Origin of the sequence: Caballeronia sp. TF1N1 (genome assembly GCF_022878925.1) — a bacterium.
Taxonomy (GTDB): Bacteria; Pseudomonadota; Gammaproteobacteria; order Burkholderiales; family Burkholderiaceae; genus Caballeronia.
The window spans coordinates 410,253-425,532 of sequence record NZ_CP084629.1 but is presented as its reverse complement, the minus strand read 5'-3'; the positions used below and the strand labels follow the sequence as shown (position 1 = coordinate 425,532).

Annotated in this window: 15 protein-coding genes and 1 pseudogene; 9 read left to right on the top strand and 7 right to left on the bottom strand. The window is 61.3% G+C overall.

What is annotated here, in order from left to right; all coding sequences use genetic code 11:
* Positions 1–150 precede the first annotated feature (150 nt).
* Entirely contained in the window at positions 151–2,511 is a 2,361-nt protein-coding gene (locus tag LDZ28_RS28080) for a penicillin-binding protein 1A (protein WP_244831904.1), read from the bottom strand.
* Positions 2,512–2,578: 67 nt separating this feature from the next.
* On the opposite strand from LDZ28_RS28080, the gene LDZ28_RS28075 reads away from it, so the two are divergent.
* The 3 genes from LDZ28_RS28075 (at position 2,579) to LDZ28_RS28065 (ending at position 4,959) form a co-directional block, all read left to right on the top strand.
* A complete protein-coding gene (locus LDZ28_RS28075) occupies positions 2,579–3,037 on the top strand; it encodes a cupin domain-containing protein (RefSeq protein WP_244831903.1) in 459 nt (152 codons plus the stop codon).
* 83 nt (positions 3,038–3,120) lie between these two features.
* Positions 3,121–4,236, top strand: coding sequence for a nucleoside hydrolase (locus LDZ28_RS28070; RefSeq protein ID WP_244831902.1), 1,116 nt, complete (start codon positions 3,121–3,123; stop codon positions 4,234–4,236).
* Between the two features lie 177 nt (positions 4,237–4,413).
* Positions 4,414–4,959, top strand: coding sequence for a DUF2628 domain-containing protein (locus LDZ28_RS28065; RefSeq protein WP_244831901.1), 546 nt, complete (start codon positions 4,414–4,416; stop codon positions 4,957–4,959).
* Between the two features lie 68 nt (positions 4,960–5,027).
* Here LDZ28_RS28065 and LDZ28_RS28060 read toward each other — a convergent pair whose 3' ends face one another.
* The 5 genes and pseudogenes from LDZ28_RS28060 to LDZ28_RS28040 form a co-directional block, all read right to left on the bottom strand.
* Complete coding sequence (locus LDZ28_RS28060; RefSeq protein ID WP_244831900.1) at positions 5,028–5,348, bottom strand: pyrimidine/purine nucleoside phosphorylase; 321 nt, start codon at positions 5,346–5,348, stop codon at positions 5,028–5,030.
* A 60-nt stretch (positions 5,349–5,408) separates the two neighbouring features.
* On the bottom strand, positions 5,409–5,948 hold the full coding sequence (locus LDZ28_RS28055) for a cytochrome b (protein ID WP_244831899.1): 540 nt from the start codon (positions 5,946–5,948) through the stop codon (positions 5,409–5,411).
* Positions 5,945–6,992, bottom strand: a pseudogene (locus LDZ28_RS28050) (catalase family peroxidase). The gene LDZ28_RS28055 and the pseudogene LDZ28_RS28050 overlap by 4 nt, the downstream one beginning before the upstream one ends.
* Positions 6,993–7,150: 158 nt before the next feature.
* Complete coding sequence (locus LDZ28_RS28045) at positions 7,151–7,930, bottom strand: alpha/beta hydrolase (protein WP_244831898.1); 780 nt, start codon at positions 7,928–7,930, stop codon at positions 7,151–7,153.
* Between the two features lie 75 nt (positions 7,931–8,005).
* The gene (locus LDZ28_RS28040) at positions 8,006–8,353 is read right to left on the bottom strand and encodes a DUF4148 domain-containing protein (RefSeq protein ID WP_244831897.1); all 348 of its coding nucleotides are present in this window, start codon (positions 8,351–8,353) and stop codon (positions 8,006–8,008) included.
* A gap of 465 nt (positions 8,354–8,818) precedes the next feature.
* Here LDZ28_RS28040 and LDZ28_RS28035 point away from each other — a divergent pair, with 465 nt between their 5' ends.
* The 6 genes from LDZ28_RS28035 to LDZ28_RS28010 all read left to right on the top strand — a co-directional run bounded on the left by LDZ28_RS28035 (position 8,819) and on the right by LDZ28_RS28010 (position 14,162).
* Entirely contained in the window at positions 8,819–9,205 is a 387-nt protein-coding gene (locus LDZ28_RS28035) for a response regulator transcription factor (protein WP_244831896.1), read from the top strand.
* A 125-nt stretch (positions 9,206–9,330) separates the two neighbouring features.
* Positions 9,331–11,160, top strand: a complete 1,830-nt coding sequence (locus LDZ28_RS28030; RefSeq protein ID WP_244831895.1) for a PAS domain-containing sensor histidine kinase — start codon at positions 9,331–9,333, stop codon at positions 11,158–11,160.
* Positions 11,144–11,818, top strand: a complete 675-nt coding sequence (locus LDZ28_RS28025; RefSeq protein WP_310391042.1) for a response regulator — start codon at positions 11,144–11,146, stop codon at positions 11,816–11,818. Before LDZ28_RS28030 ends, LDZ28_RS28025 begins: the two co-directional genes overlap by 17 nt.
* A gap of 163 nt (positions 11,819–11,981) precedes the next feature.
* Positions 11,982–12,200: a hypothetical protein gene (locus LDZ28_RS28020; protein ID WP_244831894.1), complete on the top strand. Its 219-nt coding sequence runs from the start codon at positions 11,982–11,984 to the stop codon at positions 12,198–12,200.
* An 84-nt stretch (positions 12,201–12,284) separates the two neighbouring features.
* The gene (locus tag LDZ28_RS28015; RefSeq protein WP_244831893.1) at positions 12,285–12,677 is read left to right on the top strand and encodes a DUF3331 domain-containing protein; all 393 of its coding nucleotides are present in this window, start codon (positions 12,285–12,287) and stop codon (positions 12,675–12,677) included.
* A 744-nt stretch (positions 12,678–13,421) separates the two neighbouring features.
* Positions 13,422–14,162, top strand: coding sequence for a Crp/Fnr family transcriptional regulator (locus LDZ28_RS28010; protein WP_244831892.1), 741 nt, complete (start codon positions 13,422–13,424; stop codon positions 14,160–14,162).
* A gap of 18 nt (positions 14,163–14,180) precedes the next feature.
* Here the strand turns inward: LDZ28_RS28010 and LDZ28_RS28005 are convergent, their stop codons facing one another.
* Complete coding sequence (locus tag LDZ28_RS28005; RefSeq protein ID WP_244831891.1) at positions 14,181–15,242, bottom strand: Ldh family oxidoreductase; 1,062 nt, start codon at positions 15,240–15,242, stop codon at positions 14,181–14,183.
* Between the last annotated feature and the right edge of the window lie 38 nt (positions 15,243–15,280).

Sequence of the window (15,280 nt, the reverse complement as noted above, 5' to 3'; positions counted from 1 at the left end):
GAATTCCTTGAGGATAAGACCCGAGCGCGTCTGTGCGATATGGCAAGAATTGCCGCCGGAGAGGCGGACGCCATGATTCACGCGGTCATGTCAGGAGACATCCGAGTTAACGGAGCGGTACAAGGAAACTTTAGAGAACGTTTGCTAACCTTATTCCTGACGTGTCGGCGAGGCCGGTTCCGCAGGCGCGGGAAGTATCGGCGGCAATGTGTCGAAGACGGGCGGCTGCGCTTTTTCTTCCGTGACTTCAGCAGCGGGCGCGGTATGCGTGGCGGGTGAACGACGCGCGCGCGGTGCGTGCTGAGGCGTCTGCGCAGGTTTCGGCGCTTTCGAAAACGTCTCGGCAAACCACGTCTTCACACGCGTCGCCATGAGGTCCCACATGCCCGGCACTTCCTGCGTATCGAAGCGTGCACGGGCATCGATCAGATGCGAACGCATCGCCCGTTGCGTGAAGTCGCCGATCATCGGCAATGCGCTATGTGCGCCTTGTCCCCAGTAATCGCTACGCAAGGTCACGCGGCTGTCGTTGAAGCCGACCCAAGCGCCCGCCACGAGTTGCGGTTGCATCAGGATGAACCAGCCGTCCGCGTTGTCTTGCGTCGTGCCGGTCTTTCCCGCGACGTCGCCGCGAATGCCGAAGCGCGTGCGGATCAGCGTGCCCGTGCCGCGATTGATGACATCGCGCATGACGTCGACGAGCTTGCGCGTGGCATCGACCGACAGCGCGCGTTCCGGCTTGCTTTCGAATTGCGCGAGCACCTCGCCATCCTTGTTCTCGATGCGCGTCACGAGCAGCGGCTCCATGTAGTTGCCGTCGTTGGCAATGGTGCCGTAAGCCGCCACCATCTCCTTGAGCGTCACCGGACTCGTGCCGAGCGCAAGCGAAGGCACCACGTCGAGATGACTTTCGCGCACGCCCATGTCGCGCGCGAGTCGCGCCACGCGCGCCGGACCCACTTGCTGCATCAGTTGCGCGGTGATGCGGTTCTTCGAATACGCGATGCCGTCGCGCAGACTCACCGGCCGGCCGCTTGGCGGCGAATCGTCGGTGGGACGCCAGGTTTCCTCGCCCTTGATGGGAATCTCCACCGCCTGATCGATGATCGTATCCGTGGGCTTCGAGCCGCGCGCGAAGGCCGCGCCATACACGAACGGCTTGAATGTCGAGCCCGGCTGACGGCGCGCCTGTTGCACATGATCGAACGGGTCTTGCGTGAAGTCGCGGCTGCCGACCCACGCCTTGATCTGCCCGTTGCGCGGATCTAGCGCTAAAAAGCCGGCCTGCACACGCGTCTTGTTCTCGCATAACGCCTGCATGAACGTGCGATTCGCGCTAAGGCTCTTGATGACGTCGGCGTCGTTCGCTCCGCCATCGCGCGCCACGCGATACTCGCTCGTCTCGCGGATGAACGCATGTGCAAGGTCCGCGTTCGCATTCGCGCAGCCACCGCGCCCGCCCCAAGCCGCATTGGCGATGGACTGCAACTGATTGCCTTGCCACGTAAGCGATTGCGTGGCCATCGTTTGCAAACGCGAGTCAAGCGTCGTGCGCACGACGAGACCATCGGAATAGATGTTGAAGTCGTTGTCGTCGGCCCACGCGATCAGCCACTTGCGTAACTGTTGCGCGAAATGCGGCGCGCGTCCCGGCTCCTCGGTCTGACGTTCGAAGTCGATGCGCAACGGCTTCTTCTGCAACGCTTCGAGCTTCGCAGGCGCGAGATGGCCGAAGCGCACCATCTGCCCGAGCACGATATTGCGTCTGTCGAGCGCGCGTTCAGGGTTGATCACAGGGTTGTAGTAGCTGTTGCCCTTCAGCATGCCGATAAGCGTCGCGCTTTCGAGCACGTCGAGTTCGCTCGCGGATTTATCGAAGTAAGTGCGTGCGGCCATCTCGATGCCATACGCGTTATACAAGAACGGCACCGTGTTCAGATACGTTTCGAGAATCTCTTCCTTCGAATAGACCGCTTCGATCTTGAACGCGGTGATGGCCTCCTTCACTTTGCGCGTGAGCGTCTGCGAGCGGCCGATGTCATCGGGATAAAGATTGCGCGCGAGCTGCTGCGTAAGCGTGGAACCGCCTTGTTTCTGGCCCTTGAACGTATGCAGCGCGGCCGATGCCGTGCGTCGCCAGTCAATACCATGATGCTCATGAAATCGCCTGTCTTCAGTGGCGATGAGCGCGTCGATCACTTGCGGCGAGACGTCCTTGAGGCTCACCCATTCGCGATGCGTTGGCTTGAATTCGGCGAGCAGCTTGCCATCGGCGGAATAGATTTGCGCGGGTTGATCCACCTTCGCGCGGCGCAGGTCGCGAATGCCGGGCGTGAAGGGAATCAGCACCAGCACATAGAGCACGAAAAGCGCGGGCAATAGCAGCAGCGTGCGCACACGCGCATGCGGGCGAAGCTCGACGGCAAGGCGAACGAGGAATGCGCGCGCCAGGGCTTTGAATTCAGAAGCGGTCACGAAGATACGGCGGGCTTGCGCGAAGAAAACGTGCATCGTAGCGTATTCTTTCTACACCCTTGCACAAGCGCTTTTTCCGCGACTTTCCAAAACGAGCCGCATCATGCCGAAAATCGATCTTGCCAATGTGCCCGAGCACCAAGGCTCCGGCTATCCACCGCCTTACGATCAACCATGCGCCGCGCGCATCCGTCGGCGTCTTGGCGATGCTGGCGGCTTGACGGACTTCGGCGTGAATTTGATGCACTTGCCGCCGGGAAGCTGGTCGAGTCAGCGTCACTGGCATTCGCACGAGGACGAGTTCGTATATGTGCTGCAGGGCGAACTCGTGCTGATCGAAGACGAAGGCGAAACCATGTTGCGTGCGGGCGATTGCGCCGCGTTCGCTAAAGGCACGGGCAACGGGCATCACATGATCAACCGGTCGCGGGAAATGGCCGTGTATCTCGAAGTCGGCTCGCGCGCGTGGCCCGATCTCACCACGTGTTCCGACATCGACATGATGAGTGCCAACGCCGATGGCCGGTTCGTGCGCAAGGACGGCTCGCCGATCGAAGCGTAGTCGTATCTGCTCAAACGGTCGTAGAATGAATCACCGTCCGCGATGACGTGATCACTCGAATATAACGATCCGGAGACAGCATCATGCGACGTTGCACTGCAGCAGGCTTGACCCTTTCCCTTTGCGTCGTCGCGGTGCTTGCCGCTTGCGGCGGCTCATCGGACGACCACAACGCATACACGAACGCGCCGAAGATCGTGATCGACTCCGACTTCAACACCATGGGCGACGACGGCCAGCTCTTCGCCATGACCACGCAGTTGATGGGACAGGGCAAGGTGAATCTGCTCGGCCTGTGCGTGGTGACGGGCAACGACTGGTTGCTGCAAGAAGAAGCCGATGCGTTGAAGGCCGTCGAACGCATGGGCGTGCAGAACAAGGTCGGCGTGTACGGCGGCGCGGATTATCCGCTGCAATACGATGTGACGAGCATCCGCGCGCAGCAGGCCGCGAATCCGAACGGATACTTCGGCGCGTGGTCGCGTCCCGAGCCGACTTCGCAAGCGCAGCTCACCGCGCCGCCGGACGGCTTCGCAACCTCGACCAAGCTACAGACGCAAGCCGCCGCCGACTTTCTCATCGACACGATCAAACATTATCCACATGAAGTGACGATTCTCGAAGTCGGGCCGCCGACCAATCTCGCGACGGCGGTGCAGAAGGCGCCGGAGATCGTGCCGCTCATCAAGCAGATCGTCTACATGGGCGGCGCGATGAACGTGCCGGGCAACGCCAATGCAGTCGGCGAGCTCAACTGGTGGTTCGATCCGCTCGCGGTGCGCACGCTCTTGCAGACGTCGATTCCGCAAACCGTCATTCCGCTCGATGTGACCAACACCGTGCCGTTGACCGAGAGCATCTACAACCAGATCGTCAACCCGCCGACCGGGCAGACGGCCGTGACGAAGGCGTATGCAACCGTGAATGCGGGTGCGTTCGCATCGAGCACGGATCTCTACGACACGCTGACCATCGCTTACTTCAGCGATCCAACTTACGCGACGCAGACGCAGAGCGCATACCTGGATATCGACACGACGCCCGGCGAGGATCAGGGTCATGTGCGGGTGTATCCGGACACGCCTGCTGCGGGGGCATCGCCGCAAAAGATCACGTATGTCACGAAGTTCGATAATGATCGATTCTTCAAGCTGTACGTGGACTTGCTGACGAGGCCGGTGCCAGTGGTGTTTCAGTGAGTGGTCTGGCTTCGAAGCTCGCCTGAACACGGCGACAAGCAAGCGCAAATTTTTGTAAGGCTCGCGCGTCCTGACTTTTCAAGTGCAGGTCGCGCGTGTATCGTCTGCTGCCCGAATTAAACGATTTTTTAAACGTCGTTCGCATTCGGTAATTCGAGTCCGCTTCCATGCGGACAGATGCAACAGCAACTAAAGCAAGACATGGAATTCGATAACAACGAAGGCATCAAGGGAACGGTTACGACTGCGGCAGCGGCTGGCTTGGATAAGGATATGGCCGCTTTTGTCGGAAAGAACGTGGAGTATTACGCGGGCAAGTGGTCAGCCAAGGACAAAAATGGAAACATTAAGCCGACGTGGAATGTCGCGGCGTTCTTTGGCGGTCCCGTATGGTTTGCGTATCGCAAGATGTACTGGCAGGCGGTCGCGGTCTTCGTTGGCGGCACGTTGCTGAACCTGCTGCTCGGCTTGATGAGCGATTCGCTTGGCGAGGTGTCGAGTTACGCATTGATGTTCGCGTGGGCTTTTTCAGGCAACTTGATTTATCGCGCGCATGTCGAGAAAGCAGTCGAACGGATCAAGGCTGAGGTGTTGCTGCCGGGCGAGCGCGCAGAGCAACTGAAGCTGCGCGGCGGAACGAGCGCGATGGCCGGCTGGATAGCGTCGGCAGTCTCTCTCGCGATTCTCATCTTCAGCGTCTGGTCGATGATCGGTGCTGTCTGACCGCAGGCGCCGAGAAAAACGGCCAATCACGCCGGATCAGCCGCTTCGCCCCTAGCCTCTAAACTAGGTCAAAGATAACTGCAAACATAATCCAGCGTCTCGACCACTTCTATATCGAAGCGGCTCTTTCCCGGCACCGAGAAAGACTCGCCAGCGCCGTAGGTCTTCCATTCATCGCTACCTTGAAGACGGATACGGCATTGGCCCGCCTGCACGTCCATCAGTTCCGGCGCATCGGTGCCGAAGTCGAGCGTGCCGGGCAGAATCACGCCAAGCGTCTTCTTCGAGCCGTCGGCGAAAAGCACCGTATGCGAGACGCACTTGCCATCGAAATAAACGTTCGCGCGCTTGATGACGGAAACCTGATCGAATTGCGATGCTGCGCTCATGGCGATAATCCTCGAATGATGGTGGCCCGCCATCATACAGAAGCGCCGCCTGTGTACGCGTCAGCGATCGCTCCACGGCGCCATTGCCTGAAACACGCCGTCGCGCCGGACGAGCGCATGAAACAGCGCCGCCGCGAGATGCACGACGATCAGCGCGAAGAAGCAAAGCGCCAGGTACTTGTGCGCGTCCCAAAGCAGCGAATGCAGCGAGTTGCTATGCGGAAGAATGGAGGGCAATCGCACGCCGAACACCACGACCGGATAATCCGCCGCCGACAACATGCCATAGCCGATGAGCGGCAAGCCGATCATCAGCGCATAAAACGCGAGATGCGAGAGGTGGGCGGCGAGCTTCATCGGCTCCGGCATATTGGCGGGCAACGGTGGCGCGCCGCGCACGAGCCGCACGACCAGCCGGATCAGTGCGAGCACGAGAATCGTCACGCCGAGCGGCTTGTGGATCGACACCAGCGTGAGATAGTCGGGCCGCACGGTGGACACCATGCCGACGCCGATGAACAGCATTGCCAGAATGCAAATCGCCATGAGCCAGTGCAGCGCGCGTTGCAGGGGCGAGAAGCGTGTGTGGATCGTGCTCATTGATTCGCTCCTTGCGCCGGTTGATGCGGATAGTCCTTGTCCTCGGCGGTTCTCCGGTTGAACGACACCGAATAGGCAGCCGAACGCGCGGCAGGGAACGGATCGTCGGAAACGTGCATGCCGGGCGGAAGCACCACCGGATCGAAATTCAGATCGCGGCATGGGCCATCCGGCTCGGCCTCGATCGCGGTGACGACCAGCGTGCCCGCTTCGACCTTCTGGCGATCGTCCGGCCACGCCTTGCTCGGGTCCGCCGTGGGGTCGCCGGGATTGGCCACCGTCACGACCATGGTCCAGCGTTGCGGCCCGCTCTGCACGCGCTGCGTGATGTCGGCATCGAGAAAGTTCGCGCCTTTCTGCTTCAACTGATCGCCCGTCAAGGTCTCGGGCTTGGCCACCGGCACGAACGACCAGCGCACGACGCGGTCTTGCCCGGAGGCGTCCGTGAAGACGAAGCTATTGAGGCTGTTGTACTGATCGTCCGCGAAGGAGCCGGTGAACGGCGCGCTCGACGCCCATTTGCCGAATGCGCCGATCTCCGGATGCGCGGCGGCGAACTGCTTCATCGCGTCGGGATCGTCCTTACGGGCGGATGCGCGCTGCAGTTCATAGAACGCTTCCGGCGTGGCGACGGGGAAGAAGGGCGCGTCGATCATCGCGGAGCGCCACTCGCTGTGGTCCGGCATGACGATTCGCAAGCTCAGTCCGCGCACGCGCGCCGATGAATCGGCGGTCTTCGGGTCGGGCGTCGCAAGGTCGGCCGGTCACGGGGTAATTGCCAGGCGCGAAAAGCTGCGCCTTGGATAGCGAAGCCGCGCCGCCATTCGACTCGAAGTTGCCAGTGAAGCAGACGCCCTTCGCATGGTTGCGTCTGAAGCCGAGCGCGGGTCCGCCCGGTGGCGCGAGGCTATTGACGATCTTCGCAGGCGTGAGTCGCGTAGGCGACAGCCAGCCGGCGGTGTACGCGAACGCGGCGACCACGACGGCCACGACGATAGCGATAAGAATGAGCGGGCGTATTGGGGATGCGGGTTGTTCAGCCATCGGATTCTCTCGATCGGTGGTTTGGCTGGCCCCTAATTTAACAGCAGAAGAAAAACCGCGCCTGAATCCTGCACAGTCGCGGCTCGTACGCCATGCAAAAGACATCGGCACCTTTGAAGTGTCGATGTCTCGTCTATCCAAGGTCGCGTTATTGCAGGTTATTGCGCGTGCTTCGCGGCGTCCTCGATCACTGCGGCCACCTTAACCGGCTGCGATTCGTACACCGAGTGGCTCGCGCCCGGAATCACGGTCATGTGGCTATGCGCGCGCTCGTAGTACCAGCGCTCCAGATCCGGATTGATAATCTTGTCCGCGCCCGCGACGATGCCCCAACTCGGCTTCGTGGTCCACGCAGCGGACGTGAGCGGCTCCGAGAAGACTTTCGCTGCGGTCAGCATTTGCGAATGCGCTTCGAAGGTCGCTTCCTTTGAAGAAAGATCGGCGGCAAAATCCTTGGGGAACGCGGAAGGATTCAGGAACGTATAACCGTCGCTCGTCTTCTCGATCGCGCCGGCCTGCTTCGAGGTGAAGCTCGGCTTGCCCTTGCCGAGCGTGCTTTCGTCCTCGCCGACATTCGGCGCATGCGCGGCCACGTACACGAGTCCGACCACATCCGGATGCTCGCCTGCCTCGGTGATCACCGAACCGCCATAACTGTGTCCGACGAGGATCGTCGGTCCGTGCTGCAAGTCGAGCACGCGCTTGGTGGCGGCGACGTCGTCATCGAGCGAAGTCAGCGGTTCCTGCACGATACTGACGTGGTAGCCGTCCTTCTTGAGAATGTCGTAGACCGGCTGCCAGCCGGAACCGTCGACCCAGGCGCCGTGCACGAGCACGATGTTCTTCACGGGCTTTTCGCCTTGCGCCATGACGGGCGCCGAGGTGAGAAAAGCGGCGGATACCGCGAACATCGCGGCAGAGAGCAACAGGTTTTTCATGTGGAACTCCGAGTGGCATTCAGTACGCGTGTGCGGTCCGGCATGCCGCAGTGACCGGCGCCGGACCGCTTGGCTTTAGCTGCCGAAATACGGCACGCAGTAGTCCGCGGGGCCGACGCAGTTTCTGGAAGCGGCGGACACCTTCGAGCCGCTGGCGGACGCACCGGTCAATGCCACGCCGCCTACATCGCTCGTGCCGTGCGTGGCCGCGTAGCTCGCCGCGACCTTGGCTTCGGCTGCCTGGATGTCTGCGGGGTAGGTTGCGTCGTCGTTCACTGCGGGCTTGTACCCGGCCTTCTCCAGGCGCACGAGATCGGCGCGCACTTCGGCGCGCGTCACCGGCTGATTCGACTGCGCATACGACATGGCGGGAGCGGCAACGGCGCTGACTGCGAAAGCGAGACTGACGAGAAACTTGTTCATGGTGATACTCCTTTAAAGGCTCGGCGTTTCCGCGTGGAGCCGAATGACGTAATGGACAGATGGCATTACTTAGGAAGCCGATTCACTGGCTTCGCATACGATGAGGTCGTCTGCTTGAGCGGTGAGGCTTTCGTTGCTGCGACCTTGGAGTAACTTTATGTCCGGATGCGCGGTGAGCCTATCCCTACGTGCGTTCGCTCATGCGGCCGTTAGAGATGACGCGCCTAAACCTTTGCATGAGTAGTCGGCACGGCGTCGTTGCCTGCGCCGAATGGTTAGGCCGCGCGTATGAAGCGGTATGAGACGCAGGGTTAAACGGCTCATACGAAGGTATTAGACCGGCTTCGTCTCATACATAAATATGATTTTCACGTCCGATGCTTTTACTTAACATGGCATCACGGTCGACGGCCCGCCGCCTGGTTTATCGCCGCCACCGCACACTAGGCCCGAGGACTTTGTTGCGTGTTCAATAACCCAGTCGTTTCGATCATCGACGATGACGAATCCGTCCGCATCGCGACCTCAAGCCTGGTTCGCTCGCTTGGCTGGGAGGTTCGGCTCTACGACTCCGGCGAAGCGTTCCTGAATTCGGGTTCGATCGCGGATGTCGCGTGTATCATTTCGGATGTCCAGATGCCAGGCATCTCGGGCGTGGAGATGTACCGCAGACTCGTCGATCGCGGCGTCGCGCCACCTATCATCTTCATCTCCGCGTTCGCTTCGGACGCCATGCGCAAACAGGCGCTGGACGTTGGCGCGCTGTGCGTGCTCGGCAAGCCTGTCGACGGCGCACAGGTAATGCACTGTCTCGACGACATCCGGGCCAGCGGCGCTGGCGCTCATCCTTGAAGTGGCCCGCTTTCCGGGCTCAGGCTCTCTCGTCCTATGAAAGATCCGCGCAATGTGAATCTGGGCAGTCCGTTACTCGGGCCATCGGGCATGAATGAGCGGCCGCTTTCCGCAATGAGGCCGCGATGAAGCTCGATCAGGCAGCCGAGCAGTCTTTCCTCGGCAATCCCACCACCCTCAAGGCGATGGCCACGGTAGTCGGCCTCGCGGTGTTTCTCATCGACGCATTCACGCCGCTCGATATCGCCATTGCCGTGCTGTATGTCGTAGTGGTACTGCTCGTGGCTTCGGTCGCATCGCGGCCTGTCACGATTGCAGTCGCGTGGGCCTGCGTCGCGGCGACGGTGCTCGGCTTCATGCTCTCGCACAACGCGCAGGACCCTGGCAGTTCCATCGCGCGTTGCGGTGTGAGTCTCATCGCCATTCTGACCGTGTCGTTTCTCGCGCTGCGCAATCAGACGAGCACCGCCACCTTGCGCAAGCAGGTCGAACTGCTCAATCTCACGCACGACGCGGTGGTCGTGTACGACATGGACGACCGCATCACGTTCTGGAATCAGGGCGCGGAACGGCTGTACGGATGGACTTCCGAGCAGGCTATCGGCCAGCCCATTCACGGACTCACGCAGACGGATGCGGCCATGCCCGTCGACGACATTCGCCGCGAAACGCTTACGCGTGGAAGCTGGCAAGGCGAACTCAAGCGCGTGAAGAAGAGCGGCGAGACGGTGGTCGTGTCGAGCCGCTGGACGCTTTCGCGCGACAAATGGGGCAAGCCGCTCGCCATTCTCGCGACGAACAACGACATCACCGACGCCAAGCGCATGGAAGGCGAGCTGTTGCGCCAGAAGAACGAACTGCGCGCGACCATCGACGCCATTCCCGGCATGGTGTGGAGTTCATCGAACGATGGCCGCCTCATTTATCTCAACCGCCGCTGGAACGAGTACGGCGTGAAGCTCGCGGACGACGGTCACGACATCTGGCAGGAGATCGTGCATGCGGAAGACTTCGCCGCGTTGCAAGCCGCGTGGCGCGAGGCGCTCGCCACCAGCAGCGGCTTTGAAGTGACGGCGCGCATCCGGCGCGGCGACGGCGTGTTTCGCTGGATGCACATCGGTGCCGCGCCGCTGCGCGATTCCGAAGGCAATCTCGTGCGCTGGTATGGCGTGAACACCGACATCGAGGAACGCAAGCGCGCGGAACAGGCGCTCGACCGCTCGCGCTCGGAACTCGCGCATGTCACGCGCGTGACGACGCTCGGTGAGATGGCCGCGTCGATTGCGCACGAAGTCACGCAGCCGCTCGCCGCCATCGTAACCGCGGGCGACGCCGCGTTGCGCTGGCTCAACCGTCAGCCGCCGAATGTGCACGAGGCGGTCCAGTCGATCAGTCAGATGACGAGCGACGCCAAGCGCGCGACGGACATCATTCGTCAGATTCGTTCCATGGCGCAAAAGCGCGATCCGCAACCCGCGCTGGTCGATCTGAATATGATCGTGAGAGAATCGGTCGAACTCGTGCGGCGCGAATTGCAAAGCCAGCGCGTCGAGCTTTCCGCTACGTTTGCCGAGCCCGCGCCAGTGGTTTGCGGCGACCGCGTGCAGCTTCAGCAAGTCGTCATCAATCTGCTGATGAACGGCGTGCAGGCCATGTCCGGCGTGAGCGGACGCAAACGCGTCATGCGCGTCGCCACCCGGCTCGCGGACGAGCGTCACGCGCAGCTTTCGGTCGAAGATTCGGGCATTGGCATCAGCGAGAAAGATGCGGGCTCGCTCTTCAACCCGTTCTTCACCACCAAGAAAGATGGCATGGGCATGGGGCTGTCGATCTGCCGATCCATCGTCGAGGCACACGGCGGCCGCATCTGGGCCGAATCGCAGGAAGGTCAGGGCGCGTCGATGCAGTTCGTCTTGCCGCTCGAAGAGGAGACATGCAGTGAGCCACGAAACTGAGGAAGGCGCGAGCCAGTCGATCGCCTACGTGGTTGACGACGACGACTCCATGCGCACCGCGCTCACCATGCTGCTGCGCTCGGTCGGCCTGCAGGTGCAGGCGTTCGCGTCCGCGCAGGAGTTCATGGCCTTCGACATGCCGGACGTTCCGAGCTGCCTCATTCTCGACGTGCGCCTCAAAGGGCAGAGCGGGCTTGCCGTGCAGGAGCAGATTGCGGCGGGCGACCTTTCCGTGCCGATCATCTTCATCACGGCGCACGGCGATATCGCCATGTCGGTGAAGGCGATGAAAGGCGGCGCCATCGACTTTCTCGCCAAGCCGTTCCGCGATCAGGACATGCTCGACGCCGTGGCGAACGCGCTCTCGAAAGACGAAGTGCGGCGCAACGAAGACCGTTCCGTGGCGGACTTGCGCCGATGCTACGCTCGCCTTACGCCGCGTGAGCGCGAGGTGATGGCATTCGTCGCGAGTGGCCTGATGAACAAGCAGATCGCCGCCGAGATGAACCTGAGCGAGATCACGGTGAAGATTCATCGCGGTGCGGCGATGAAGAAGATGGAGTCGCGCTCGCTCGCCGACTTCGTGCTCAAGGCCGAAGCGCTCGGCGTGAAGCCATCCGCGTCCGCGACCACGCCGTCGCGCGTGCAGCGCACCTGAGCATCAACCACACTAAACCTTGATATAGGTTGTCCAAACCTTTCAGCGACGCCGGCAACCCAAGGTACGGCTAGTCGCAGCGGGTCCGTTTGATTAACTTTGATGCATGGGTTCCGGTCTTCCGACCGAGCCGGCAAGCCTCAAGGAAACGAACGGATTCGCCATGATTCTCTTCCAGGAAACTTCAGGCAGCGGCGATGCGCGTCACCGCATCGCGAAGCGCACACGTCATTCGGTGCGGTGCATCGAACAGGCGCGAGAACTGCTCTTCTTATCGCAGCACATCATCGATATCGCGCTTTCGTGCGGTATTCGTTTTCAGCCTCGTCACACCTCGGCATTCAAGCGAACGGTCAGCGCCACGTCATCAGCGGGCGCGTGAAGACGCGCGCTCTGGTCTGACGTTTCATACGCCATTTGCAAATTCTTAAACGAGCAGGTTCATCCATTTTTGAGGAGTCAGACCATGCAGGCAAGCGCGAAGATCATGGACCCGTGGGCACGGACCATTTTCATGCTGGGCGTGAAGACAGAAGACGCGAGTTTGAGCAGCATCTTGAAGAAGCCGCCCGAGCGTCTGACCAAAAGCGATCTGCTGGAAAAGCGCGGGTTGTCTATCAGCCTGATCGAACGTCCTTCGTCGACGACGGCGATCATCGCGTGGCGCGATTCCACGCACTGCTGTTATGGCGATCAGATGTGGCGCGTCTCGCATGCACGCACCACCGGCGTCTGCGCAATGAGCGGCCAGCCGGTATTGATCGGCGACGCGGTGTATCGGCCGAGTCGGCGCACCGCGCCACGCAACGCCTACGCGATGATTCTGGCATCGGTTCTCGAAGGCGAACTGGTGGAGTGAGCAATGGACGCGCGATGCCGATTGGACCTTCGCGCTTCGACAGAACCTTGCTCTCTCCAAAAGTGGTTCAGTCTTGAACACTTTTTGCCGATATCCCCGAAGAGCCGCAGCGCTCTTGTGCGCGATGCAACACTTTCAGCAATTTCGCTTGCGGGCCGCCTGGCATCGTTCATAACTCGCCAGGCAAACGGTCGAAGTCGCGCCGAGCGCGCCTCACCGGGCTACTGGCCGCATTCTTGCTCGTGCTCCGCGACTCGCGCCTTCGCGGAATGAACAGGTTTGCAACATTTTTGGCCGTTCCCGCTGACGCGTGCTTCCAGGCACGTTTGCATCGCGCGCAATCTACGTTTGATAAGGTGAAACGCGCCGGAAACCTAAGCCCGGCAAGGCATCCCACAGACGAAAGCGGTTTCCGCCGGTAGTGCCCCGCCATTTGCGCCCCCTCAGCAAATGTTCAGAATTGAATCAAAAATGCATCGCGCGCTGGGCCGCTGGCCGTGCATCTTCCGTGCATCGCCGTCTATGCCTTATCGGACATAGATCGGACACTTCCTGGCACGTCTCTCGCTTATGTACGACAAAGCACGAACATCACTGTAGCCGGTGACGGCACGAAGCGGCGATGCAAGGCTCACGGGGCTGGCCCCACATGTTTCGATGTACGCCACCAGATGCGCTCACGAAACCTGCGAGCGGACCAGATAAAAGTACGGCGCGAAAGCGCTCTTATAAAGCGAATAAAAAATGTTGACCCTTCAATCCGATCTGCATGGCAACCATCTGCTGGCCGCACTTCCGACTCAGGAATGGCAGGCTCTCGCTCCCCATCTGGAACTCGTCCAGTTGCGCACGGAGCAGTTGCTTTGCGATTCCGGACAACGCATTCACCACGTGTACTTCCCGACCACGGCTATCGTCTCGCTTCTGCATACGATGGAAGACGGCGGCTCGGTGGAAGTGGCTGCAGTGGGCCGCGAAGGCATGACGGGTGTTCCGGTGCTCACGGGCGGCGACACCATGCCGACGCGCGTTCAAGTGCAATGCGCGGGTTTTGCGTATCGCATGAGCGCGGGCGCATTGCGTGAACACTTCGGCAAGTCGGACTTTCTGCGCCGTGTGATGCTGCTGTATATGCAAGCCCTGCTGACGCAAGTCGCGCAAACGGCCGCTTGCAATCGTCACCATTCGCTCTCGAAGCAACTGTGCCGCTGGCTCCTGATTCAAACGGACCGCACCCCGTCGGATCAACTGCGGGTGACGCAGCAAATGATCGCGGACATGCTCGGCGTGCGTCGCGAAGGCGTGACGGAAGCCGCAGGCAAGCTGCACGACGCGGGTCTGATCCATCACAGCCGCGGCTGCATCAAGGTGCTCGACCGCGCTGGTCTGGAAGAGCGCGCGTGCGAATGCTACGGCATCGTCAAGCGTGAATTCGACCGGATGCTGCCGCGCGCCGCTCGCCAGAACGAAGCGACGTTTGCCTGAACGACGCGTCTCACGCGGTCAGTCGCGCGCCACGACCTTCACGTTGGCTTCGGCGGCGACCGCGTCCAGCCCGGCGATGGTATCGGCGGGCAGCCACAATCCTTCTTCGAGTTGAGTCTGCTGGGCGCGCGTTTCTTTCTCGCCCGGATAGAACACTTCGTCGACACCCTCGGCGAGCGGCGCGGCCTTGAGCGCTTCCACATAGCGCTCCATACGCGCATTGAACTCGTCGAGCGGCTGAAATGCGGCCACATTCAGCGCGATCATCAGATGCCCCGCGCGGCTGCGATTCACCGGATCGTACGGACCGTGCACGTCCGTCAGACACCCGCTGCCCGAGAGGACGCCGGAAAGCACGTCGACCATCGTGCCGATGGCATACCCTTTGTGCTCTGCCATCGGCAGGATGAACCCTTTGAGGCCTTCCACAGGGTCGGTGGTCGGGCGGCCGCGTGAATCCACGGCCCAGCCGAGTGGAATCGGTTCGTGACGCATCTGCGCGAGAAAGATCTTACCGCGCGCGACGCCCGAGTTCGCCACGTCCATCACCATCGGTTCATAACGTCCGGCGGGCGCGGCCACGGACCACGGATTGGTACCGATCATCTTCTTGAGCCCGCCCCACGGCGCCATGTTCGGGCCGCCGTTGGTCATGCACAGCATGATGCAGCCGTCTTTCGCCGCCATCCGCGTGAAATACATGCACGTGCCGAAGTGATTAGAGTTGCGCACCGATACCGCGCCGATGCCATGCGCCTTCGCGCGGCGGATTGCGTCGAGCGTCGCCGCGCGTCCCACCACCGGACCTATGCTGTCGCCGCCGTCCATGACCGCGACGGCGCCTGCATCGACGGGAAAACTCAGGCTGGTCGACGCCTTCATGGCGCCCGAACGCAACCGCGCGTAGTACCAGCCGAGCCGCAACACCCCATGCGACTGATGACCCCAGAGGTCGGCCTGCACCATTGCATCGGCGGCGACGTGCGCGTCCTCGGTGTTCGCGCCCACGCTTCTATAAACCTCGGCGACGAACGCGCGCAAGGCGTCCGGATTCACGCGATAACGCGTGGCGTCGTTCATGTGGTGTCTCCTTGAGTGAGCAAGCGTGCTGGTCTTAT